The following is a 23,753-nucleotide window of genomic DNA, read 5'->3' as shown; positions in this document are numbered from 1 at the left end:
CCTGGCGGCCCGTCGCACGTTCACTGTGCACGGGTGGCGGAGTGGGCCGGGTGAGGGTGGCTCCAAGGAGAGTTGGGGGAGTGTTGGGACCGGAAACCTCAGACGAGCGGCTGATGCTCGCCTTCCAGGCGGGGGACGCGCGCGCGTTCGAGGCGCTGGTGCGCAAGCACCGGACGCCGGTGTTCAACTTCATCCTCCGTTTCACGGGGCACCGGGCACGGGCGGAGGACGTGCTGCAGGAGACGTGGCTGAAGGTGGTTCGGAGCGCCGGCGACTACACGCCCAAGGCGAAGTTCACGACCTGGCTCTACACGATTGCGAGGAACCTCTGCGTGGACAGCGCGCGCAAAGAGAGCTACCGCCAGGCGTCTTCCCTGGAGGCACCCGCCCCGGGAGCGGAGCGGGACGAGTCGCGCCCCCTGGGGGAAGGCCTGCCGGACGCGGGGGCCAGCCCGGAGCGCGGCGCCTACAACGCCCGGTTGCGTCCCCTGTTGGAGCGAGCCCTGGCGACGCTCCCGGACGAGCAGCGTGAGGTCTTCACCCTGCGCGAGTACAGCGGCATCCCCTTCAAGGACATCGCGGAGGTGACGGGAGTGTCCGAGAACACGGTGAAGAGCCGCATGCGCTACGCGCTCGACGGGCTTCGCCGCCGGCTGGCGGAGATGGGCGTCGACGGCGACCTCGCCGAGGACGGAAGGACGGTGGTGGGATGAAGCCGCAGAATCCGCACGCGCAGGAGGATCGGCTGCTCGACTTCGCCTATGGCGAACTGCCGGTGCCCGAGGCCCGCCTCGTGGAAGCCCACCTGGAGAGCTGCGCCCGCTGCACCCAGGCCCTCGACGACATTCGCGGGGTGCGCGCCACCATGTCCCAGCTGTCGGTGGAGCCCGCTCCGGACGCGGGGCTGGAGTCGCTGATGGCCTATGCCCAGCAGGCCGCGCGCCGCGCCGCCGCGGGTCCCGCGCCGAAGCCGTCCCGCTGGCGCCGGTGGTTGTTGCCCGTGGTGGGCCTGGCCTCCGTGAGCACCTTGGGCCTTCTGACGCTCGAGGCCCGGTCGCCCGACCTCACGCGGCCTGACTTGAGCGAGGCGAAGGTCGCGGTCGCGAAGGAGGAGCTGGTGGCTTCTCCGTCCGACGATGGTTTCGCACCGGCAGCGGCCGCACCGGCCCCCTCGGCGGCGCCCACAATGCCCGCCGAGGCGGAAGCGGCGGGTTACACCGCCCGGGAAATGGCCGCGCCGGCGAAGTCGAAGGGGGCCGAGCGCTCACGGGAGCAGCGGCTGCTCGCGGAGGACTGGGCCAACGCTGGGAGTGGCGGCGGGCTCGACATGCGGAATCGCCGTGAAAGCGAGAGCAAGGCGAAGCGTGGGCCGCCCGCCGCTGCTCGCGCACCCAAGGCCGATATGCAGGCCGCGCTGGAGCCCGCGCCCATGGCGCAGGAAGGGGCGCCGACGTCGCTGGACGAGGAGTTCAAAGTCGCGAGCGAATCCATGGACCTGCAGACGTCGCCGGCGGACTCGGACGACGCCTTCGCTGGTCGGTTGGAGCGGCGCGTCGCGGACTCGCAGGCACCTCGGTCCGTCCCCCCGCGCGACTCGCTGCGCCTGGGAGCCAAGTCGCCAGCGGCGCGGGGCGCTGCCTACGACGAGGAGCTGGACGCGTCGGAATCCAAGGACACCCTGGGCGGCGTCGCCGCCCCGGCCAAGGCCGAGCCTCAGCGCCGAGCGCCGGCACCGGCTACGAAGAAAGTAGCACCCACCGACGCGCCGCCACCGCCCCCCGTGGAGCGCGCCACCGTCGCGGACCTGTCGCGCCAGGCGCGGGCGGCATTCGACGCGGGGGAGGGGGCCCGGGCGGCTGGGCTGATCCGCTCGGCCCTGGCCTCAGGGGCGACTGGGCAGGAGCGCTGGACGCTTTTGAACCAGTTGTGCGAGTTTGAGTTCGCGCTGGGTAGGCGTGCCGAAGGACTCGAGGCTTGCAACCTCGTGATACAAGAGGCGCCGGCCTCGGAGGCTGCCAGATCGGCGCGCCGGCGGGTGGCTCGCGAGTCATCGGCGAACGAGCTGCCCTCTAAACCCGCGAAATAGCGGGACAAGTTTTCTCATCAAATGGGAGGGAAACGTAGGCGCAGGTCTGTCCATTTGACCGATGCGCTTCTGACACCAGTCCCCGGATAATGGTTTCATGGGACAGGAAGCACAGGAACCGCGGGCGCAGGGGGCGTCTCGTCGGCAGTCGGGTCAGGCCGCGGTGGAAGCGGCGATGATCATGCCGCTCGCCGTCTTCATGACGCTGGGGATCATCCAGCTCACGATGATGCAGCACGCGAAGCTGATGACGGAGTACGCCGCCTACCAGGCCGCGCGTGCCGGCATCGTGTGGAACGGCAACAACGAGCGCATGCATGACGCGGCCATCGTGGCGTTGCTTCCCACCATGGGGCGTACCGACGACATCGTCGAGTTGGGGAAGACGTTCGTCCTCCACCAGCTCTACGACTCCGGCATGCGCATGCTGAACTTCGGTGGCGGCCGCGTGCCCCGGACGGTGAACGGCTCCAACCTGTTCGGCGTCATCCGCGTGGACACCATCAGTCCCGCGTACTTCACGCCCATCGATTCGATGTGGAAGCTGCGCAGCGGCTACAACTGGCAGGAGCTGGACTTCGACGGCGCGGACTCCTTCCCGGAGGTGCCCTCGTTGGAGAACCACATCCGAAAGTTCTTCAACCTGCCGGAGCCTGACGACGCGGAGCTGGTGTTCCGCAAGTCCACGCGACTGACCATCCGCCTGCGCTACTGGTACCAGCTGCGCGTGCCGTTCGCGAACTCCATCATCTTCTACTCCTGGTTCGCTTCGAACGCGGGCATGGCGCTGCGAGGCGCCATTGACCGCGGCACCGTGGACCCGCGCGCGAACATGATGAACCGGCGTGGCAACCTCAACCCGTTGCTCGCCGGCGCCCGCGGTATCGAGCACGAGATGGGGTACGACTCCGTCTATCCGCTCGAGATGACCGTGCTCTGGATGCTGGCCAATGGCAGCATCCCGCTCGTTTCCGACCTGGCTGGCAAGCGGTACTTCATGCCGCTGACGGCCACGTACAGCATGCGCATGCAGTCCAACTTCCACCGCAAGTGGATCATGCACCTGAACCCCGACTGGGGTCTGTAAGAGGAAGAGGACTCCCGACCCATGTTCACCCGGACCCTCCGACAGAGTTTCCGCCGCCAGGAAGGCCAGGCCTTGGTGCTGGCCGCCCTGATGGTGTTGATCATGTCCATCGCCGTGTTGACCACGGTCAACATCGGCCACACGGTGCATGAACGCATCCGCCTGCAGAACACGGCGGACTCCGCGTCGTACTCCATGGCCGCCATGGAGGCGCGCGCGTTCAACTTCTACGCGTACGCCAACCGCACGCAGGTGTCGCACTACGTGTCGGCGATGATGTGGCAGTCGCTGCTGTCACTCATCTATTCCGCCGAGGCGTTCCTCACGGACATCTACGGCTTCATGCGCACGTTGAATCCATGCGCGGGCAAGACGAACAACCTCTTCTGGAAGATCGCCTGTCCCATCCTGGAAAACGTCATCCCGTATGTAAGCGCGGTCATCAAGGCCATTGGCCGGATCATGACCGCGTACCGGAACTACTTCCTCAGACCCATCCAACAGGTCATCACGCGGCTGAATCCGGACCGGATCATCGGTGAGTGGATCATCCCCGCGCACCGGGTGATGAACGGCGTGATGTACTTCGCGTCGCAGGCGGTGATGATGTCCGCGTCCACGCACGTGACGCAGACCACGCAGACGGTCATCGACGACAACGACAGCAACATCTCCTCGCTGGCCAGCCAGTTGGCGACGGGTCTCTACAGCCAGTGTCTCTTCAGCCAGGCGCACAGCCCGCACGCGGGTGGCAAGCCACTGGCGCCGAACACGTGGAAGAACCCGTTCGGTGCGCTGGACGTGACGAAGAAGGCCGCCAACGACCCCATCGCCCGCGCCAAGCGCTCCATGGGTGGCATCACGAACGCCACGCGCTACGCGTGTGACGCCAACGGTGGCGCGTGCCCCCAGGGCTTCATCACCAGCCGCCGCATGGGTGACCTGCTGCCGCTGCCGGACATGCTCAGCTTCATGCGGGACTTCTTCAACGGCGGCGTGGACATCCCGGGCATCTTCGAGTTCGGCAAGATTGGCCAGACGCGCATGCTCTCCACGGGCTTCCCCAACGCCAACGCGGTCCGCGATGGCCGCGGTCCCGGTCAGGAAGGCCGCAACTACATCCGCGACTGGAACGACAACCTGAATCCCTGGGGCATGACGGCCCAGGGCGACAACATCGGTTCGGACGACCCGTACTGGCTCAAGTTCGGCCCGCCGGAGATCGACGTGGGTGTGGGCAAGGCGGACAACCCGGTGTCGTGCACCAAGAAAGACGACTACTGGAAGTGCTTCGGCGACAACCGCAAGGGCAAGGGGGACAACGGCACCTCCAAGCTGCCGTACAAGCACATGACGAAGACGAGCATCTGGGCGCTCAACGACACCGACAGCGGCCGTCACCGGGGCGGCGTGCACTGGCGCGTCAACTACCCTAGCAACCCGGAGCACTGGTCCGGCCACATGCGGCCGGGTGGCCCCGAGCGCGACGTGGGGCTGCACCGCTCGAAAATCTGCGTGTTGGAGCTCGCGTTCGTGTGCTGGGCCCGTACGGACGTCTTCGCGGCCAACGTGCGGCCGGTGCAGGATGGTCACCACCGCTGGGGCGGCTTGACGCCGTTCATGCACTTCGAGCCGGGCCAGCTCGGCTCGGTGTGCAACCCCACCGCCAACGCGTCCATGGGCGACGCTGCCAAGCGCCAGGCGGACTTCAACCAGCCCACTGCCTGGGTGGCGCTGAACAAGGATCCGGAGCAGGTCGTGAACCGGGACAACAAGGACGGCACCGGTACCAACGCGCCCGCCCTGTTGAACGAGGAGGGCAAGGTGAAGTTCGCCTTCACTCCGGACACGGACGGCCTGGAGATGCTGAACAACCGGAAGAAGTTCCTGGGCCTGGTCGAAGGCCTCAACGTCATCTCCCGCGGCCAGGCCTACTACCACCGTCCCGGCAACTGGGCGGAGCAGCCCAACTTCTTCAACCCCTACTGGCGCCCGCGTCTGGCGTCCGTGTTCCAGGGCCGCAACTCGCTGCCGAAGATTGGTGAGATGATGGATGCGCTGCCCGGACCGCTTCAGGGCATTGCCCCGAAGATCATTACGCACTGAGGACTGCCATGCGTGCCCGTCTCCAAATGCGCTCGCGCTCAAGAGGTGCCGCCACGGTCGAGTTCGCGCTCTCCGTGCCGCTCCTCGTGATGATCCTGATGTTCAGCATGTACCTCACGGAGTTGGTGAGGGCGAAGCTCAAGCTCCAGGAGGCGGCGCGCTACGCCGTCTGGGAGATGACGAGCTACGCGCTCTCCGACTTCGCGAACGGGAAGCACGATGACGCCTTCGAGGACGCCCGCCGGGAGGCGCACAAGGAGTTCGTCGAGCGCTACAAGGACATGGACTCGGTGGAGCCCAACGGCACGGGCGGCAATTTCATTGCCCGCTACACGGACGTGACGGCGACCATCTCCAACAAGGAGATCGCGCTCCTCGAGAGTGGGATGCTCAGCCGCCCGAGTACCAGCGAAGGAGGCGGCCTGGCGGGCGCCATCCTCAGCCCGTTGAACAACGGCATGGGATGGGTTTTGAACCAGTGGGGTTTCAACAACAAGGGCTGGGTCGAATCCGAAGTCGAGATGAACTACGAGAACGTCATCCTGCCGACGCGGTACCTCGACAAGAGCGGTGGCAACGGCGGCTTCTTCAAAGAGAACATGATGGGCGGGCGCGACCTGGGCAGCCTGCGGCTCAAGTCGAAGTACTCCATGTACGCCAACGGCTGGCACATGCCGGACGGCGGTGACGCCATCATCCGTGGCCGCCGCGCCGGTCAGCACACCGGTGGTTCCCTCAGCCAGCCCCACGGCCTCTACCGCCAGGTGGACCGGATGGTGTTCCTGGGCTTCGCCTCCACGTTGGACAGCCTGGGCATTGGCGCCATCCTCGATGTGGTCGCCTCGGTGCTCCCCAACTTCCTGGGGACCTTCGTGGTGTCCCGGAACTACGGCGTGGGCGCCTCGCAGAAGGGCGACTGCACCGGCCTTGCCCAGTATGATGCGAAGGCCAGCAGCGGCCTCCACGTCATGCACAAGCGCCGCTTCGAGCTGACCGACCACGAACGGCCCAACTGCTTTGACACCGCGCCGTTCCGCGACGAGATGACGTACGCGAACAGCAACTACATCAAGGTCTTCAACGCCCGTGGCGAGTTCTACATGGGGTGCAAGCGGGCCATGGCGGACGACCCGACCGACCCGGATGCCCGCCCGGAGGCCACGGAGAATGACGAGCAAGACCTCAAGGTTCCCTGTGAGTAGGGTGGCGGCCGCCCGGAGGGCGCTCCTGTGCGTGCTGCTGGCCTCCGTGCCAGCAGCCGCGGAGCAGGAGCTGCCCATCTATCCGGGCACCATCCACACGCGCATCGGCAACGACCTGGTCATCGGTGGGGAGTACTACCGCCTCGCGTACTTCACGACGCCGGACCCCATGGAGAAGGTGGCCGCCTACTTCGCCCGGAAGTGGCAGGAAGAGGGCTACCCCACCGTGGTGGAAGGGGACATGCAGGACGAGGGCGTGGTGTCGGCGCTCTATACCCGCGAGGGGCTCCAGCGCGGCGTCGTGCTGCGCAAACACCTGGGCAAGACGGTGGGCTTCACCGCGCTGCGGGACTTGTGGGTGCGTCCGCCCAAGAAGCCGGCGCCCGGGCTGGTGGCGCTGGAAGGTGCGCTCTACAGCCAGGACCTGGCCACGCGAGATGACCCGGGTGGCTCGCAGAGCCGCACCACGCTGGTGACGGGAGAGCTGACGAAGGTGCAGCAGCAGGTGAACGCGGAGTTGGAGCGCCGCGGCTACGCGCCCGTGCGGCAGTCCGCGCTCAAGATGGGCGGCGGCACGCAGTTGACCATGGAGCACGCCCGCAAGGGTGAGCAGGTGGTGACGACGCTGTCGCCCGCGGAGGAGGGTGTCACCGCCGTGGTCCAGATGTGGATTGGCTCGGACCGGCCGGACGCGGTGCCCAACGACGATGCCGTGCGCCAGAGCCGCGAGGCTTACGAGCGGGAACAGGCCCAGAAGAAGGAGGGCGCGAAGTGAGGGCCCTGCTCGTGGTGGCCGCAGTCGTGCTGGCGTTCCCGGTCCGCGTGGAGGCGAATCCCGCGCGGGAGCTGGTGCAGCACATGTCCCGCGGCGCGCGTCCGGCCCGGCTGGGCGACTGGGTGACGTACCGCTTTAACGGCGGCGGCCTGCGCGTCTACTACTGGCGCCTGGCGGTGGTGGGGGAGGAGAAGGACAAGGAGGGCCGGGACGCGGTGTGGGTGGAGATGGAGGCGGGGACCCATCCGGCCATGAAGTCGCCGCTCGCGCAGATGCGCATGCTGGTGGCCCGGGAGGGCGACGAGATTCGCTATGACGCCATCTCCCGCCTCTACATCGGCACGGGCTTCGGCCAACCCCAGGAGTATTCGGACGAGGCGCTCCAGCACGTGCTCAAGCAGGAGGAGGCGGACGCGAAGAAGGCTCAGGCCGCACCGCCGGAGAAGCAAGCGCCGCTGCCTAAGGGCGTGAAGCCCACGACGCGCTCGGGCAAGGAGTCCCGGTTGATGACGCTGGCTGGCACCGTGGCGGCAGTCCCCGTCGAGGTCGTCCTGAAGAACACCGTCATCAAGCGGATGTGGCTCAGCCGTGAGATTCCGCTGCTGAACCTGGCCAAGATTGAGATTCCCGGCATCGGTCACGCCATGGAAGTGGCGGAGTACGGAATCGACGCCAAACCCCGCATGCGCATCCCCGCTCCAGACGCACCGAAGATCAAGCTGGAGTACGCGGATGCTATACTCGATGACCTGCCCGGCGCCGCGGACGACGGGCACGGACACGACACCTCTGAGGACACGCCGTGAACCACCCGAAGACGCTGCGTTCCCGCGCCCGTAACCGTCGCGGGCAGGCCATGCTGGAGTACTCGCTGTTGAACTGGATTCTCGTCGTCGCGCTCATCATCGGCGCGTCGGTGAAGGTCCGCTGGTCGGAGGACCGGCAGTCCAACGTCATCGACCTGTTCATGGAGGCGTACCAGATTTATTACGACTCCTTCTACTTCGTGCTGAACCTGCCGTTCCCGTGACAGCAAGCAGTGAGGTGGGGCAGCCGTCCCCGCTGGGGCTGCGGCTGGTGCACGCCGTCTTGTTCATCGCCTTCGCCGCGGGCGTGGGCGTGGCGTCCGTGCCCGAGTGGACGCACCTGGCGCAGGCCTTGAGTCAGCCCTTCCACGCGGGCGCGGCACCGCGCTGGCTGGTGCTGGCCGGTTCGTTGCTGGCTGCGGTGGGCACGGCACGCCTGGGCTGGGAGCTGGTGCGCGGCCGGTCCGCGCCGCTGTGGGCCTCCGGCGTCATCCTCCTCGGCGTCATGGCCACGCTCGCCGGCGGTCGTCCGCAAGGGCTGGAACAGTCCCGCTCCGACGTGGCGGCCAACCTGGAACTGCTCCGCGTGGCCCGGCGCGTCCACCTGCTGATGGTGCACGAGCTCCAGTCGCATGGAGAGACGCCTCGGTCGCAGGACGCGTGGCGCGCCGCGCTCCAGAAGTCCGGCGCCAGCGAGGTGCGGGTGTACACGCGCGCCTTCCTCCCCGTTCATCCCCAGGTCGCCTGGCTGCCCTCCGAGAGCGCGGTGCCGGACCCGCTCGTGCCGGGGCAGCTCGCGGTGCACGTGACGCCGGATGGCGTGGGCTTCTCGGTGCGGCTGGTGGGGCTCCACCAGGGCCAGCCGGCGCTCCTCAAGGATGACCAGGGGGCAACGCTGGTGCTGCGAGGCCTGTACAACCCGGACCTTCCGCCGCCTGCGCAGCCCACGTTTCCGCCCACTCCCTGACACCTCGCGCGCTCAGCAAGGTTGCGGGTTCCTAGAGACTCGGCCAGTCTCGCCAGACCTCATGACGCGGCGGTCCCGGCCGGTGGGTCGTCCTGGATTGACGGAAGGAGCGCGCAATGGCGCAGGCGGCATGGAAGTGGTTGGTCGTCGCGGCGGCAGTCGGGGCAGGGGTACTGGCATGCGACGGCGGTGACGGAAACAAACCGCCGCCCCCCACCGGGTTCGACGCGGGCGTGAATGTGTTCCGCCCCGGCCTGGGCGAGGACGACGGCGTGCCGCAGGGCACGCCCCTTTCCCTCCCCGAAGGCGTCAGCTTCGCCGGCACCCTTCGCGGCGCCGCCGAGGTCTCCGGCGAGTGCGAAAACGCCAGTGTGGAGTCACAGGGCTCGGGCGCCTTGGTCCGCGTCTGCGTGCCCCTCCGCAATAACACCGGGTCGCCTGTCGAAGTGGAGTTCCCCCCGGGGCTCGTCGTCGTGTCCACCTCCGAGGGACGCGGCCAGAACGGGCTGCTCATCGAGCGCACCATCCTCGTCGTTCCGCCCACCCCCCCGGGGCCCGGCGGGCGGGACGATGCTGGTACCCCGGACGGCGGGGTGGAGGAGAACGCCTATATCGTCCCCCTCTACATGTACTGCCTGAACAAGGAGCGGGACCCCTCCAACGAATTCATGACCTACGCGGTCGGCCCCATCACGTCGGATGACGCGCTGCAGGAACTGCTGCGGCTCCTCGAGGGGAAGGTCATCGACAGCGCCGAGGACGTGGGCGTGGTGCAGAACGCCCTCTATAGCATCACCGAGGGCCGCGGCCTGACGACGCCGGACCGCGACGCCATCAACGACCTCTGACGCGGTACGATGTCAGGTCCCGGATTGCGCGCGATACAGAGCTGTCGCGAGAGGTGGTTTTGACACCCGGTGTATCGCACGGCTAACATCGCGCGCCATCCGCTGATTGCACTGCACTGTATTCCAACACCTGCTCTGGACTCCACTTCGGACTCCATCATCGCCGCCGAACGGCTCCCCCCCGTTCTGGAGGTTTCTGAACCATGCTGAAGGGCAAGACTCCGCTCGTCGTCGCGCTTGTGCTGGGCCTGTTGGCCGGCGTCATCGCGTATTCCGCCATCAAGAAGAAGGAGGCGGATGTCCGCCGCGGATGGAACCTGGTGCCCGTCGTCGTGGCGGCGCAGGACGTCCCTGAAGGCACGGTCATCACCTTCGAGATGATCTCCCAGCGCTCCGTGCCGGAGCAGTTCGTGACGTCCTCCGTGGTGCGTCCGGACTCCGCGTCCTACATCGTGAACCAGAAGGTGCTGGTCGCGCTGCAGGCGGGTGATCCGCTGCTGTGGAGCCAGTTCGAGACGACCAAGGCCGCCGAGCGGCTGTCGTCGAAGGTGCAGAAGAAGGCGCGCGCCCTCACCATCGAGGCGAAGCACACCACGTCGGTGGGCGGTTGGATTCGCCCCAATGACCACGTGGACGTGATTGGCACCTTCCGCGACCCGCAGACGGACGAGAACGTCGCCGTGACGCTGCTCCAGAACGTCATCGTGGTGGCCACGGGCAAGATCACCGGTACCACCAACGTGAACCTCATCCCGGAGAACCAGCGCGAGTACAACAACATCTCGCTGATGGTGCTGCCGGAAGAGGCCGAAATCCTGGTGCTCGCGGTGGAGCTCGGCCAGCTGACGCTCAGCCTCCGCAACGAGGACGACGTGGACCTCATCGAGGAGCGTGGCCGCGCGACCATCAGCACGCTGCTGTCGGGTGAGCGCACCCGCGTGCTGGAGCAGAAGCGCCGCGAAATCATCCAGATCATCAAGGGCGGTGCCGAGCGGGCCGCGGGCGCTGGCGCGCCGTGATGGCGTGCGTCGTCCACCCTCGCTCTTAGGGAAGCGCGCACATGCTTGCTGGAATCGTCCTCCTCCTCGTCACCGGCTCGGTCTTCTTCTTCAGCCTGGTGATCTTCAGCGTCCTGTCGAAGGCGTATGAGCAGTACCAGGAGCGCTACGTCGCCAAGTCGATGAACGACTTGAGCGACATGTTCCTCTTCATCGATCCACGCCAGATGTTGATCCTCAACATCGCGTGCATGTGCTTGTTGGGGATCCTGTCGTACATCATCTTCAACCCCATCATGGCGGTGGTGGCCACGGTGTTCGGCTTCTTCCTGCCGATGCTGATGGTCAAGCACTACCGGAAGCGGCGCATCAAGAAGTTCAACGTGCAGCTGGTGGACGCGCTGCAGGCCATGGCCAACGCCTTCAAGGCCGGTCTCACGTTCCCCCAGGCCATCGAGCACGTGGCGCGCGAGGCGATGCCGCCGCTGTCGCAGGAGTTCGGGCTCTTCGTGAAGGAAGTGAAGCTGGGTGTGCCGCTGGAGGAGGCGCTCATCAACATGGGCCGCCGCGTGGGCAGTGACGACCTGGAGCTGGTCGTCGTGTCCACGAACATCGCCCGTCAGCTCGGCGGCAACATGGCCGAGATGTTCGAGACGATCTCCACGGTGATCCGCGAGCGCTTCCGTCTGGAGGGCAAGATCGACGCGCTCACCTCGCAGGGCAAGCTGCAGGGGTGGATCGTCGCGGCGATGCCCGGTGTGCTCGGCATGGTGCTCAACTACATGCGGCCCGACCTGATGGAGCCGATGATGGACCACATCTTCGGTTGGATCCTCGTGATCATCATCGCCATCATGGAAGTGATGGGCATCCTCATCATCCGGCGCATCGTCAACATCGATATCTGAGAGGTGCACCGTGGACGATGTCCTGACGCCAATCTTGATCGGCAGCTCGGCGCTCCTCTTCGCGGGCGCCGTGGGCTTCCTGGGCCTGGGGCTGTACCAGACGATGCTGGAGCGCTTCCTGTCGGAGGTCCGTGACGAGTCCACGGGCGGCATGAAGGGCTTTGGCTCGGTGGCCATCCGCCGCCTGGGCGCGATGAACCGCCGCTTCATGTGGCCCGGCTACGAGGCCAAGGCGCGCCGCAACCTCATCAAGGCGGGCGAGCCTCAGGCGTACAAGCCCGAGGACATCATGGCGCTGCAGGAAGTCAGCGCGGTGGTGGGCCTCATCATGGGCCTCATCCTGCTCAACGGCTTCGGCGTGAGCCTGGTGTGGGCGCCGCTGTTCCTGCTCTTCGGCATGTACTACCCGCTGATGTGGCTGAACGACCAGGTGAAGAAGCGCCACCTGCTCATCAGCCGCGCGCTGCCCTACAGCCTGGACCTGCTGACGCTGTCAGTGGAAGCCGGCCTGGACTTCACCGCGGCGCTGGCCAAGGTGGTGGAGAAGGGCAAGCCGGGGCCGCTGCGCGAGGAGCTGCAGCTGGTGCTCAAGCAGCTGAAGATGGGCAAGACGCGTGAAGAAGGCCTCAAGAGCATGATTGTCCGCGTGGACCTGCCGCCGCTGACCACCTTCGTCACCGCGCTCATCCAGGCGGACAAGATGGGGACCAGCTTGGGCAAGGTGCTGCGCATCCAGTCCACGCAGATGCGCATCGACCGCACGCAGCGCGCGGAGAAGCTGGCCGGCGAGGCGCCGGTGAAGATGCTCTTTCCGCTCATCGCGTGCATCTTCCCCACGGTGTTCATGGTGCTGTTCGGGCCCATCGTGTTCCAGTTCATGTTCGGAAACGTCGCGGGGTAGCGCCCCGTGCCCATCCTCCTGACCATCACGCAGGGGCTCCAGCAGGGACGGGAGCTCACCTTCGAGGCGGCCGAGGTCAACATCGGCCGCACCTCGGAGAACGACCTGGTGCTGCACGACCACGGCGTGTCGCGCAGGCATGCGCGCATCGTGCTCCGCAGCGACAAGTACTTCGTCGCGGACATGGGCAGCTCGAATGGCACCGTGCTCAACGGTGGGCTGCTGTCGGGTGAGCAGCAGCTTCGGGATGGGGACAAGATTGGCGTGGGCCCCGTCGAGTTCACCTTCGTCTGGGTGCCGCCGGAGGGGGACGAGGAAGCCACGCGGCCCATCCGCCGGGGCGACCCGGTCCCAGCGCTGGACCCGGACGCCACCCGTCCCATCCGCCTCAACGACCCCATTCCCGCCGAGAGCGGCATCGTGCTGCCGGAGGGCCATCCCACCGCGCAGCGGCCCGCGGTGGTTCCGGTGCGTCCGGGCACCGCCGCCGTGGCGAAGGCCGAGCCCGGCGCGGGGCAGACGGCGGCGGAGCGCGCACGCCGTCGCCGGGAGCTCGCGGGCAGTCCGGCGGGCAGGTTGCTCCTGTGGTGGGGGCAGCTGTCGAAGCCGGCGCGTCTGGGCGTGGGCGCGGTCGGAGGTGGCCTGGTGCTGGCGCTGGTGGGCGTGCTGGCCGTCTTCTTCATGCCCAAGGGCGAAGGCCGGGCGTCTGGCGTGGAGCCGGAGGACCTGGGCTTCGAGGTGATTTCAGACTCGTTCGGGGTGGGCGAGGGCGTGACGTGGGAGAACCCGGAGCACAAGTCGTTCGCCTTCCAGTTCGTCACCCCGACGCGGGCGGTGGCCGTGGTCCACTACATGGCCAGTGGCATCTCCAAGGAGGAGGTGGCGCTGGTCGTCAACGGCGTGGACGTGGGCTGGGTGCCGCCGGACGTGAACGCGGTGGCGGAGCGCGGGCTGGAGCAGATTCTCCCGCCCTCCGCGCTGAAGCGGGGTGAGCTCAACTCCATCGTCTTCGACAACGTCCGCAACCCGCCGGGGCGGGACACCTGGCGTGTGTGGAACCTGCGCCTGGAAATCATCCCGGTGCCGGAGTTGCCGCAAGACGAGCTCCTGGCCAAGGCGCGTCAGTACGTTACCGCAGGCGCCCGGTTCTATGAGTCGCGCGACGTCGGCGCGGAGAACCTCTTCAAGGCGTGGCAGCAGTACCGCTTCGCCTGGGTGACGCTGGAGGCGCTGGACACCAAGCCTGACATCTATCAGGACGTGCGGTTCCAGCTTGGCGAGGTGGCAACCGAGCTGGACCACAAGTGCAGCCAGCTGCTGCTCGATTTCCAACGCAGCGTACAGTACCGGAATGCGCGGACGGCTCGGGCCGCGTTGCAGGAAATGGGTCGACGCTTCCCTACGGCCGAGCATCGCTGCCACAATCTAGGTTTGCAGTTGGCTTATGAGCACGAGCTGTAGGCGCGTGCTCACTTCGACAGGAAGTCGGTGATTCGCATGTCCAACGGTTCCCCTCCGGCACGCCGCCGGCCCCCTTCCGGGGCGCCCTCGGGTGGGACCGGGTCCCGTCCCGCCGTGCGCAGGACGTCCGCCCGGCCCGCGCCTGCCCCCGTCTCCGCCGCAGCCCGGCTCATTTGCATCGCGGGCCCCAAGGACGGTGAGGAGTTTGCCCTGTCCGAGGAGGAGTACGTCATCGGTCGAGCGACCGATAACGCCATCTGCATCCCGGACACCTCCGTGTCCCGCAAGCACGTCATGGTGCGGAAGTCGGGAGCGGGCTGGGCGGTGAGCGACCTGGGCTCCGGCAACGGAACGCTCATCAATGGCGACGCCATCAACGAAGAGACGCCGCTGGCCAACGGTGACGTCATCACGTTGGGCGACACGGAGCTGCGCTTCGAGGACGTGGCCAACTCCACGATGATGGTCGGCGCGCCGGCCCCTGGTCCGCGTCCTCGTCCGGCGGCCTCGGGCAGCCGCGGCGCGGTGCCGCCCCGTCCGGGGCCTCGCGTCGAAGGTGGTCGCGTGCGCAGCGCGCGCGCGACGGCGGCCACGGCGCCGACCCCCGAGGAGCTGAAGAAGAAGAAGCTCATCAAGCTGGGGGTGGCGGGCGCGGTGGTGGTGCTGTTCGCGGGCCTGGGCGTGGTGCGGATGAACGTCCAGAAGCAGCAGGCGGTCGCCGCGGAAGAAGCCCGTCAGGGCAAGAACCACCGGGAGCGGCTGGGCAGCCTGTTCCAGGACGCCAAGAACCTGGTGCGCGAGGGCAAGTGGGTCGAAGCGAAGGCAAAGCTGGAGGAGCTCCAGTCCGAGGCGCCGGAGTACCCGGGCGTGGCGGACTACCTCGGGCACGCCGCGCGCGAGATTCCCGTCCAGGAGAAGCTGACGGCGGCCAAGGAGGCCCTGGCGAAGAAGGAGCTGGGCAAGGCCGGTACGCTGCTGGCCAGCGCGGGTGAGAGCCAGTTCCTCTACGAGCAGGTGAACTCGACGAAGCGCGCGCTGTCGGAGGCTGCGGACACGCGCACGCGCGAGGCGCGCAAGCTGCTGGATGAGAACCAGCTCGACATGGCCAAGGCCATCACCGAAGACATCCTGGTGGCCTTCCCGGAGCACCGCGACGCCAAGCTCATCAACGAGCAGGCGGCGCAGGCCATCATCGTCCGTGACACGCCCAGGCCCGTGGTCCAGGGGCCGGCCCCCAAGCCGTGGGAGCCCGCCGTTGACCGCTTCCGCGACGGCGACATGTCCGGCGCGGTGGCCATCCTCAACGCGTGCATGGCGCGCACGCCGCAGTGCAAGAAGGTGCTCGGGCAGGTGACGGAGTTCGGCAACCTCTACAAGCGGCTGGAGGACCTGGACGCCCGGGGCCTGTCGAAGCTGATGTCGCTGGACAAGGACATCACCGGCGGCCGTCCCAGCAAGATGGCGCGCAACGCGGGGACGCGGGCGGCCACCATCTTCTACAAGGGCGCCACCGCGGCGAAGGCGGCGGGGCAGTGGAGCCGCGCGATGGACTACTCGCGCAAGGCGCTGCAGGCGGACCCCGGGCACGCGGGCGCCACCAACATCATCAGTGAGCTGAAGGCGAAGGCGAAGGACGTCTACCTCCAGGCCTACTCCCTGAAGGACGGGAGCCCCGAGGAGGCCCTGCCCAAGTTCAAGGACGTGGTGGCGATGACGCCGCCGGATGACGAGTACCACGAGAAGGCGAAGACCTGGGTCGAGAAGCTGTCCCGATGACCCGGCGCAAGGTGGGAGGCGGCACGCTGCCGCCAGTGGGCCAGCAGGGAGACCTGTTTGGCAGTGGCGCCTCCACGCCTCGTGCGGCTGGCGCGGCGCGGAAGGCCGCGGCGCCGCCGAAGCCTCCGCCGCCTCCGGTGGACGAGGACGGCACCTCGCTGCTGGGGCCGATGGAGGGCGCGCCGCCTCCGCCGCCCAAGCCCGAGCGCGTGGTGCTGTCGGTGGGCGAGCTGACCCGCCAGCTGAAGCAGACGCTGGAGTCGCGCTTCGCCCGCGTCATCGTGCGCGGCGAGGTGACGGGCTTTCGCGGGCCCAACGCGCGTGGCCACTGGTACTTCTCGCTGAAGGACGCGGGCGCGGCCATCGACGCGAAGGTGTGGGCCTCCATGGCGGCCCGCCTGCGCTTCGCGCTGCGCGACGGCATGGAGGTGATTGCCGAAGGCAGCGTGGACCTGTACGAGCCGCAGGGCCGCTACAGCCTCATCGTCCAGCGGTTGGAGCCGGTGGGCGAGGGCGCGCTGGCGCTGGCCTTCGAGCAGCTCAAGGAGCGGCTGGCCCAGGAGGGACTCATTGGTCCCGGGCGTGTGCGGCCCCCCAGGCCGTTGCCGTACCTGCCTCGGCGGATTGGCGTGGTGACGAGCCGGACGGGCGCGGCGCTCCAGGACTTCCTGCGCGTGCTGCATTCGCGCAACCCACGGCAGAGCGTCCTGGTGGCGGATGCGCGCGTGCAGGGCGAAGGCTCCGCCGTGGAGGTGGCTCGCGCCATCGAGCGACTGGCTCGCACGGACGTGGACGTCATCGTGGTGACGCGCGGCGGTGGCTCGGTGGAGGACCTCTGGACCTTCAACGAGGAGCGGGTGGCGCGCGCCATCTTCGCCTCGCCGGTGCCGGTGGTGTCCGCCATTGGCCACGAAATCGACTTCACCATCTCCGACTTCGTGGCGGACCTGCGCGCGCCCACGCCCAGCGCCGCGGCGGAGCGCCTGGCGCCGGTGCTGGCCGACCTGGAGCTGACGCTGGCCACGCAGGCGGGCCGTCTGCGGCGTGCCATGGAGCGCCGGGTGTTGGAGCTGCGCGAGGAGCAAGGACAGCTCGCGTCGCGGCTGGAGGACCCTCGGCGGGCCATCAACCACCAGCGGCTGCACCTGTCCGAGCAGGTGGAGTCGATGATGCGCGTGCTGCGGCCCGCCGTGCGGGGGCACCGCGAGGAGCTGCGGTCGTTGACCGAAAGGCTGCAGCGGGCGCGCCCCCAGGCACGGCTGGGTGAGCAGCGGGCGCACCTGCTGAAGCTGGCCATGCGGCTGTCGGAGGCGGTGCGCGCAGGTGTGGCGACGCGGCACGGGGCGCTGGCAACGGCACGGCTGGGGCTCGAGAGGGCGTCTCCGGCGGCCCAGGTGTCCCGCGAGCGCGCCCGGCTGGCCGCGCACCGGGCGCGGCTGCTGGCGCTCCAGCAGGGGGCCCTGGCGGATGCGCAGAAGCGTTTCCAGCGTCTGGAGGGACGTCTGGACGCGATGAGTCCGTTGAAGGTGATGTCCCGCGGTTATTCGGTGGTGTTCCGCCAGCGCGATGGCGCGGTGGTCCGCACGGGCGCGGATGTCCAGGTGGGAGAGCGCCTGGGGCTGAAGCTCGCGTCGAACGGGGCGAAGTCGCTCGGGGGATGTGAAGAAATCGAAGCCACCGTCACGGCGGTGAAAGGGCCGGTGGACTGCTGACGGGCCACCCTCTAGAGTCCCGCGCCCCATGCGGGGAGGTGGATGGAAGTGGCGAAGTCGGACAAGGCGCCCAAGGCGGACAAGGTAGCGGAGACCGAGGTCCCCGAGCAGTACGGGGACGTGGTCTCCCGGCTCGAGGAGACGGTGGGCCGGCTGGAGAGCGGCAATCTCTCCCTGGAGGACTCGCTCAAGGCCTTCGAGGAAGGCATCCGGCTGGTGCGCCGGGGTGAGAAGCTGCTCACCGAGGCGGAGCAGCGCATCGAACAGCTCCTGCTGGACGAGGACGGAAACGACGTGGTGGCGCCCCTGTCGGTCGCCGCGCGTCCGGCGGCACCCGCGCCCTCGGCCCCTCGGGCCCCCGCTCCCCGCCCGCCCCCGGAGGATGACGTCCCGTTCTAGGTGCTCGGGCGCGTCCATTCCGGCATGTCGAAGCTGAAAATCACCATTGTCGATGATGACCGCGACACGCGGGAGCTGCTGGCGGCGGCCCTGGAGTACGAGGGCTTCGCCGTCACCATGGCGGCCAACGGCCTGCGGCTCATCGCGTCGCTCCAGCTTCACCGGCCGCATGCCATCCTCCTGGACGTCAACATGTCCTGGATTGACGGCTTCGAGCTGTGCCGGGCGGTGAAGAAGAACGAGCAGTTCCGGGACATCCCCGTCATCTTCATCAGTGGCCGCGGGGAGCCCGAGGACAAGCGGCACGGCATGGCGGTGGGCGCCGCGGACTACTTCGTCAAGCCGCTGGACATGGACAAGCTCGTCAGCCGCATTCGCGAGCTCGTGCCCGCGCAGATTCCATAAGAGGAGCACGGACGCTCGTGGCAACGTTTCAACTGAATTCCTTCCTGGCCGCTCAGCAGGCGCGCGTCGAGGCCCTGCTGAACGAGCGCGTGGCGCGGCTCGGGCCTTCCGGGACGCCGCCGCAGCTCGCGGAGGCCATGCGCTACTCCCTGCTGGCCGGCGGCAAGCGCCTGCGCCCGGTGCTCTGCCTGGCCTTCGCGGACCTCGTGGCGCGCGGAAGCGCCGTGTCCGCGGTGGCGGGCGACGCGGCGTGCGCGCTGGAGTACGTGCACACGTACTCGCTGGTGCATGACGACCTGCCGGCGATGGACAACGACGACTACCGCCGGGGCCGGCTCACCAACCACAAGGTGTACGGTGAGTCCATGGCCATCCTCGCGGGGGACGCGCTGTTGACGGAGGCCTTCACGCTGGTGGCCAGTGGGCCCGAGAGCATGCGCGCCGCGCTGTGCCGGGAGCTGGCGGTGGCCTCGGGCGCGGCGGGCATGGTGGGCGGGCAGGTGCTGGACACCGCCGAGGACCGGCCGTCCGCGCTGGACTACCTCATCCGGATGCACCGCATGAAAACGGGCGCCCTCATCCGGGCCGCGTGCCGCATGGGCGTGCTGGCCAGCGGTGGAGACGCGGACGCATTGGCGCGCGCGGACACCTACGGTGACGCGGTGGGGCTGGCCTTCCAGATTGCCGATGACGTGCTGGACGTGACGGCCACGGCGGCGGAGCTGGGCAAGCCCGCGGGCGCGGACGCCGCGGCCGGGCGCTTCACCTTCCCGGCGGTGGTGGGCCTGGAGGCGTCGCGGAAGCTGGCGGACCAGAAGGTGGCCGAGGCCATCGCGGCCGTGCGCCCCCTGGAGGGCGAGGACGGGCCGCTGGCGGCGTTGGCGCGCTACACGGTGGAGCGGAAGTCCTAATGTCGGAGTTGCTGTCACGCATCGGCTCGCCTTCGGACGTCCGCGCACTTCCCGAGGAGGCACTGCCGCTCCTGTGTCAGGAACTGCGCGAGGACATCATCTCCATCTGCGGCCGCGTGGGGGGGCACCTGGGGGCCTCCCTGGGCGCGGTGGAGCTCATCGTCGCGCTGCACCGCGTGTTCCATTCGCCCCAAGACGCGCTGCTGTTCGACGTGGGGCACCAGACGTACGCGCACAAGCTCCTCACGGGGCGGCGTGACCGCATGCACACGCTGCGGCACGCGGGCGGCATCGCGCCGTTCCTGGACCCGCGGGAGAGTCCTCACGACGCGCTGCTCGCGGGGCATTCATGCACGGCGGTGTCCGCGGCGCTGGGCGTGCTGGAGGGCCGGCGGCAGCAGGGGCACCGGGGCCATGTGGTGGCGGTGTTGGGCGACGGCGGCCTCACGGGGGGCCTTACATTTGAAGGGCTCAACAACGCGGGGGGGAGCTCCCTGCCGTTGGTCGTCGTCCTCAACGACAACCAGATGTCCATCAGCGCCAACGTGGGGGCCATCCCCGCGCTGCTGCGCACCCGCGAGGCGCGCGACTTCTTCGAAGGCCTGGGCTTCACCTACCTGGGCCCGGTGGATGGGCACGACCTGCCTGCGCTGATGCGCGCGCTGCGCGAGGCCCGTGCCTCGTCGCGGCCGGTGGTGGTGCACGCGCTGACGCTGAAGGGGAAGGGCTTTCCGCCAGCGGAGGCCGACGCGCAGACGCGTGGACATGCCATGGGCCCGTATGAGTGGCGGGACGGCAAGCTGGTGCGCTCGCGCGGTGGCCAGCGGACCTTCAGCGAGGCCTTCGCGGCGGTGCTGGAAGACGCCATGGCCCGGGACCCACGGGTGGTTGCGGTGACTCCCGCGATGTTGGAGGGCTCGGCGCTCAACGCGCTCAAGGCGCGCTTCCCGGACCGGGTGCACGACGTGGGTATCGCGGAACAGCACGCCGTCACGTTCAGCGCGGGGCTGGCCATGGCCGGCGCGCGGCCGGTGTGCTGCATCTATTCGACCTTCCTCCAGCGCGCGTACGACCAGATCATCCACGACGTGTGCCTGCCGGGCCTGCCCGTCGTCTTCGCCGTGGACCGCGCGGGGCTGGTGGGCGCGGATGGGGCGACGCACCAGGGCACCTACGACGTGGCGTCCCTGCGCCCGCTGCCGGACCTGCACCTGTGGTCGCCCATGGTGGGGGAGGACCTGGCGCCCATGCTGGACACCGCCCTGGTGGCGCCGCACGCCTCCGTCATCCGCTTCCCACGCGGCACGCTGCCGCCCCTGCCCGAAGGACTGAGCGCGGGTGAGGTGCCGCTGCGGGGGGCTCGCTGGCTGCTTCGCGCGGAGCAGCCCCGGCTCACGTTGGTGACGTTGGGGCCTTTGGGCATCGCCGCGCTGGAGGCCGCGCGGGGCGAGCCCGGCTGGAGCGTGTTGGATGCGCGCTGCGCTTCGCCTCTGGATGAGGCCGCCTTGCTGGAGGCCGGCCGGTCCGGTCATGTCGTGGTGGCCGAGGAGGGCACCACGCGCGGCGGGCTGGGCAGCGCGGTGCTGGAGCTCTTCGCGGCGCACGGGCTGATGGCCCGCGTCCGGTTGATGGGCATGCCCGATGCGTTCGTTCCCCATGGGGACGCGCGGGTTCAGCGCGCGGAGCAGGGGCTGGACGCGGCGGGCCTGCGGCGCGCGGGCCTGGCGCTGCTGGCAGGGGGCGGACGGTGAAGCCTCGCAAGGAGCGGCTGGACGTGCTGGTGGTGGAGCGCGGACTGGCCGAGTCGCGCACCAAGGCCCAGGCGCTCATCCTGGCCGGCCAGGTGGTGGTGGGCGACCAGCGCGTGGACAAACCCGGCACGCTGATTCCGCAGGAGGCGGAGCTGCGCCTCAAGGGCGAGGTGCTTCCCTACGTGTCGCGCGGCGGCCTGAAGCTGAAGGGCGCCATCGACCGCTTCGGGCTCGACGTTCGAGGCAAGGTGGCCGCGGACATCGGCGCGAGCACCGGCGGCTTCACGGATTGCCTGCTCCAGCACGGCGCCACGCGCGTCCACGCGATTGACGTGGGCTACGGGCAGCTCCACGAGAAGCTGCGCACGGACCCGCGGGTGCGCTCGCGCGAGCGTGTCAACGCGCGCTACCTCACGGAAGAGGACCTGCCGGAGAAGGTCGGCGTGGTCGTCATCGACGTCAGCTTCATCTCCCTCACGCAGGTGCTGCCGTCGGTGCTGACGTACCTGGAGCCGGGCGGGCTGTTGGTCGCGCTGGTGAAGCCTCAGTTCGAGGTAGGGCCAGACCGCGTAGGGAAGGGCGGCGTGGTGCGGGATGTCGCTGCCAGGCAGGACGCCATCGACACGGTGACGGCGTTCGTCCGCGAGCAGGGCCTGGAGGTCCTCGGGTTGATGGACTCCACGGTGCCCGGGCCCGCTGGCAACGTGGAGGCACTCCTCGTCGCCAGCAGGCCCTGAGTCCGCGCGCTACGGCCGGTAGCGGCGGTAGTCGGACAGAGGCAGCGTCTGCACCACGTCGAAGCCCGTGCGGACCCACAGCCGGCCTTCAGGGTCGATTGCACCGCTCAGGCTGTCGACCACCTGGTGGCGGAACAGCTCGCGGGCCTCGCCGCTGGACGTCTGGTCCACGGCGACGATTTCGTTGGGCAGCGTCGGCGCGCCATCCAGTCCGCGGGCCGGCGCGTTGAGCAGGAAGAGCTCCGGCGACCCCGGCCGGCGGAGCACCTGGAGCACGTTCAGCGCGCCATTCGCGTCGATGGAGCGGTTGTCCCGGTTGCGAATCTGCCCCGACGCGTCCAGGAACCACACGCGCTGCTTGCCCACCGCGACGAGGCGCGAGGCACCCGGGTGATAGACGATGTGCGCCAGCGGCACCGGGAGTGCGGGGCTCGTCCACTGGAGCCGAGCGCCCTCGCACTCGTCCTGGTTCGCGGCGCAGGCGATGACCTGCGATTGCTCCGAGCCGAGCTGGAGGCCCAGGAAGAGCGTGTTGCCCGTGTCATTGAAGGCGCCCAGGGGGAGGCGCTCGTTGCGCGCGAAGGTCCGCAGCTTGTACGCGGCCCGGGCCGTTCCGCCCGCGCCCTGCTCACCCGTCTCGCCCGCGTACAGCTCGGTGACGGTGACGTCCGTGCGCGAAGCATCCGGGCCCGTTCCCAGTGAGGCGATGAGAATCATCCCGTCCGCGCGAACCAGGGGCGGAGCGATGACGCTCTCCAGCGTCGTGGGTGCGTAGAGCCACTTGACCTCGGCCACGCTCTCCGACGTGCCGTCGTGGTTGTGGGAGAGCCGGCGCACCTCGTCGATGCGGTTGACGATGATGGCGTCACCGCCCGGCAGCACGGTGAGCTGCGTGGGGCCGATGTCCGTCGTCGTGCGCGCGGTGATGCGCAGGTCGGCGTCCACGGCGAAGGCGCCCACGTTCGGGGTCCACACCCAGCGCTTGCCACTGATGGGGTTGCGCTCGGTGATGACCGTCTCGGGAGTGCAGGCGATGGGCATTCCGACAGTGCCCGTCACCTTGCCGCTGAGGTTCACGCGGTACAGCGTGGAAATCTCCGTCGGCGGGACGCCGCAGCCCAAGAAGGTGGGATTGGCGCTGGTGCCGTCGATGACGAAGTGGTCGGTGACGACCTGTCCGGCGTTCTGCGGCTCCACGATGCGGCGCTGCACCGGGAAGTAGGAGACAGGGGCGGGCTGCGAGCGATTCGTACGCCCGTCGGAGCACGTGGCCACCGCGTTCAACGACAGGTTCGCGGCCAGGCCCGCCGTGGCGTAGGGAATGTCGTTGCGCTCCAGCGTCAGCGTCATGGTGCCGCCGCTGTGCGGGAAGGTCCGGAGCAGGGTCTCCCGGTCATTGACGTTGAGCGTCGAGCCGCCCTCGCAGCCAGACACCGTGACGATGACCTGGAGCTTGTCGTCGGAGATGATGCTCGCGGGCACCGTCAGGGCGACCTGGGGAGGATCCGGCGTGGGAGGGGGCGGTTCACTGCCGCCACAGGCGGCGGCTAGGCTGCCGGCGACGATGAGTGCGGAGCGCCGCGCGCGCCGCGTCAGGGAGGGGTGGGCCATGGCGGCGACTCTAGCCGGTACGCGGCGTCCCAGGCATCCAGGCCCGTTTGTCGGGGAGGCCCGAACCGATTCTCTCTCCCACCTGGGTACGGAACGTCCCCCAACGTCCGCGGGCTGTGGTAGTTCCGCCAGCGCCGTTGGGACCCTGTGCGGTGGGCGGCATCACAGCGCCAGGGATGCGCCAGGAAGTTGCATGTGCAGCCCCACTGGCGCCTGATGGGCGGTAGGCAGGGCGGGCGGCCGTGCGCGGTCCGCGGGTGATTGGGAAGTGACGTCCATCGTGTACGCTCGACTCCCGGAGGGCTT

At 68.7% G+C, this 23,753-nt stretch carries 22 protein-coding genes; 21 read left to right on the top strand and 1 reads right to left on the bottom strand.

Annotated elements, in window-relative coordinates; translation table 11 throughout:
- Positions 1-80 precede the first annotated feature (80 nt).
- The 21 genes from BLU09_RS32025 (at position 81) to BLU09_RS31925 (ending at position 21,836) form a co-directional block, all read left to right on the top strand.
- Positions 81-713, top strand: coding sequence for an RNA polymerase sigma factor (locus BLU09_RS32025; RefSeq protein ID WP_026113989.1), 633 nt, complete (start codon positions 81-83; stop codon positions 711-713).
- The gene (locus BLU09_RS32020; protein WP_090494295.1) at positions 710-2,086 is read left to right on the top strand and encodes an anti-sigma factor family protein; all 1,377 of its coding nucleotides are present in this window, start codon (positions 710-712) and stop codon (positions 2,084-2,086) included. The genes BLU09_RS32025 and BLU09_RS32020 overlap by 4 nt, the downstream gene beginning before the upstream one ends.
- A 97-nt stretch (positions 2,087-2,183) precedes the next feature.
- Positions 2,184-3,173, top strand: coding sequence for a TadE/TadG family type IV pilus assembly protein (locus BLU09_RS32015; protein WP_090494293.1), 990 nt, complete (start codon positions 2,184-2,186; stop codon positions 3,171-3,173).
- 21 nt (positions 3,174-3,194) lie between these two features.
- On the top strand, positions 3,195-5,279 hold the full coding sequence (locus tag BLU09_RS32010; protein ID WP_090494291.1) for a Tad domain-containing protein: 2,085 nt from the start codon (positions 3,195-3,197) through the stop codon (positions 5,277-5,279).
- An 8-nt stretch (positions 5,280-5,287) separates the two neighbouring features.
- Positions 5,288-6,481: a TadE/TadG family type IV pilus assembly protein gene (locus tag BLU09_RS32005; RefSeq protein WP_090494289.1), complete on the top strand. Its 1,194-nt coding sequence runs from the start codon at positions 5,288-5,290 to the stop codon at positions 6,479-6,481.
- A gap of 1 nt (position 6,482) precedes the next feature.
- Entirely contained in the window at positions 6,483-7,256 is a 774-nt protein-coding gene (locus BLU09_RS32000) for a hypothetical protein (protein ID WP_090494287.1), read from the top strand.
- Positions 7,253-8,062, top strand: coding sequence for a hypothetical protein (locus BLU09_RS31995; RefSeq protein ID WP_090494285.1), 810 nt, complete (start codon positions 7,253-7,255; stop codon positions 8,060-8,062). The genes BLU09_RS32000 and BLU09_RS31995 overlap by 4 nt, the downstream gene beginning before the upstream one ends.
- Positions 8,059-8,286, top strand: a complete 228-nt coding sequence (locus tag BLU09_RS31990; protein WP_011554647.1) for a hypothetical protein — start codon at positions 8,059-8,061, stop codon at positions 8,284-8,286. The genes BLU09_RS31995 and BLU09_RS31990 overlap by 4 nt, the downstream gene beginning before the upstream one ends.
- A complete protein-coding gene (locus BLU09_RS31985) occupies positions 8,283-9,029 on the top strand; it encodes a hypothetical protein (protein WP_090494283.1) in 747 nt (248 codons plus the stop codon). Before BLU09_RS31990 ends, BLU09_RS31985 begins: the two co-directional genes overlap by 4 nt.
- 116 nt (positions 9,030-9,145) lie before the next feature.
- Positions 9,146-9,877, top strand: a complete 732-nt coding sequence (locus BLU09_RS31980) for a hypothetical protein (RefSeq protein WP_090494280.1) — start codon at positions 9,146-9,148, stop codon at positions 9,875-9,877.
- 203 nt (positions 9,878-10,080) lie between these two features.
- Entirely contained in the window at positions 10,081-10,896 is an 816-nt protein-coding gene (gene cpaB / locus BLU09_RS31975; RefSeq protein ID WP_011554644.1) for a Flp pilus assembly protein CpaB, read from the top strand.
- A gap of 41 nt (positions 10,897-10,937) precedes the next feature.
- Positions 10,938-11,783 (top strand): type II secretion system F family protein, encoded by an 846-nt coding sequence (locus tag BLU09_RS31970; protein WP_090494277.1) that lies wholly within the window; start codon positions 10,938-10,940, stop codon positions 11,781-11,783.
- 10 nt (positions 11,784-11,793) lie between these two features.
- Positions 11,794-12,684: a type II secretion system F family protein gene (locus BLU09_RS31965; RefSeq protein ID WP_011554642.1), complete on the top strand. Its 891-nt coding sequence runs from the start codon at positions 11,794-11,796 to the stop codon at positions 12,682-12,684.
- 6 nt (positions 12,685-12,690) lie between these two features.
- Positions 12,691-14,145, top strand: coding sequence for an FHA domain-containing protein (locus BLU09_RS31960; RefSeq protein WP_090494275.1), 1,455 nt, complete (start codon positions 12,691-12,693; stop codon positions 14,143-14,145).
- Between the two features lie 27 nt (positions 14,146-14,172).
- The gene (locus BLU09_RS31955) at positions 14,173-15,921 is read left to right on the top strand and encodes an FHA domain-containing protein (protein WP_090494273.1); all 1,749 of its coding nucleotides are present in this window, start codon (positions 14,173-14,175) and stop codon (positions 15,919-15,921) included.
- Positions 15,918-17,633 carry an exodeoxyribonuclease VII large subunit gene (gene xseA / locus BLU09_RS31950; protein WP_090494271.1) on the top strand — a complete coding sequence of 572 codons (1,716 nt, stop codon included), beginning with the start codon at positions 15,918-15,920 and terminating at the stop codon, positions 17,631-17,633. The genes BLU09_RS31955 and xseA overlap by 4 nt, the downstream gene beginning before the upstream one ends.
- Positions 17,634-17,675: 42 nt before the next feature.
- Complete coding sequence (xseB, locus tag BLU09_RS31945) at positions 17,676-18,032, top strand: exodeoxyribonuclease VII small subunit (RefSeq protein WP_090494269.1); 357 nt, start codon at positions 17,676-17,678, stop codon at positions 18,030-18,032.
- A gap of 24 nt (positions 18,033-18,056) precedes the next feature.
- The gene (locus tag BLU09_RS31940; protein ID WP_026113988.1) at positions 18,057-18,437 is read left to right on the top strand and encodes a response regulator; all 381 of its coding nucleotides are present in this window, start codon (positions 18,057-18,059) and stop codon (positions 18,435-18,437) included.
- A gap of 17 nt (positions 18,438-18,454) precedes the next feature.
- Complete coding sequence (locus BLU09_RS31935; protein ID WP_090494267.1) at positions 18,455-19,348, top strand: polyprenyl synthetase family protein; 894 nt, start codon at positions 18,455-18,457, stop codon at positions 19,346-19,348.
- The gene (locus BLU09_RS31930) at positions 19,348-21,099 is read left to right on the top strand and encodes a 1-deoxy-D-xylulose-5-phosphate synthase (RefSeq protein ID WP_090494265.1); all 1,752 of its coding nucleotides are present in this window, start codon (positions 19,348-19,350) and stop codon (positions 21,097-21,099) included. The genes BLU09_RS31935 and BLU09_RS31930 overlap by 1 nt, the downstream gene beginning before the upstream one ends.
- Positions 21,096-21,836, top strand: a complete 741-nt coding sequence (locus BLU09_RS31925) for a TlyA family RNA methyltransferase (protein ID WP_090494263.1) — start codon at positions 21,096-21,098, stop codon at positions 21,834-21,836. Before BLU09_RS31930 ends, BLU09_RS31925 begins: the two co-directional genes overlap by 4 nt.
- Before the next feature lie 9 nt (positions 21,837-21,845).
- Here the strand turns inward: BLU09_RS31925 and BLU09_RS31920 are convergent, their stop codons facing one another.
- Positions 21,846-23,447 carry a hypothetical protein gene (locus BLU09_RS31920; RefSeq protein ID WP_090494261.1) on the bottom strand — a complete coding sequence of 534 codons (1,602 nt, stop codon included), beginning with the start codon at positions 23,445-23,447 and terminating at the stop codon, positions 21,846-21,848.
- Positions 23,448-23,753: the final 306 nt, after the last annotated feature.

It is taken from the genome of Myxococcus virescens (assembly GCF_900101905.1).
Classification (GTDB): domain Bacteria; phylum Myxococcota; class Myxococcia; order Myxococcales; family Myxococcaceae; genus Myxococcus; species Myxococcus virescens.
Note: the sequence above shows the minus strand (reverse complement) of the source record. Positions and strands in the feature narration are given on the sequence as shown.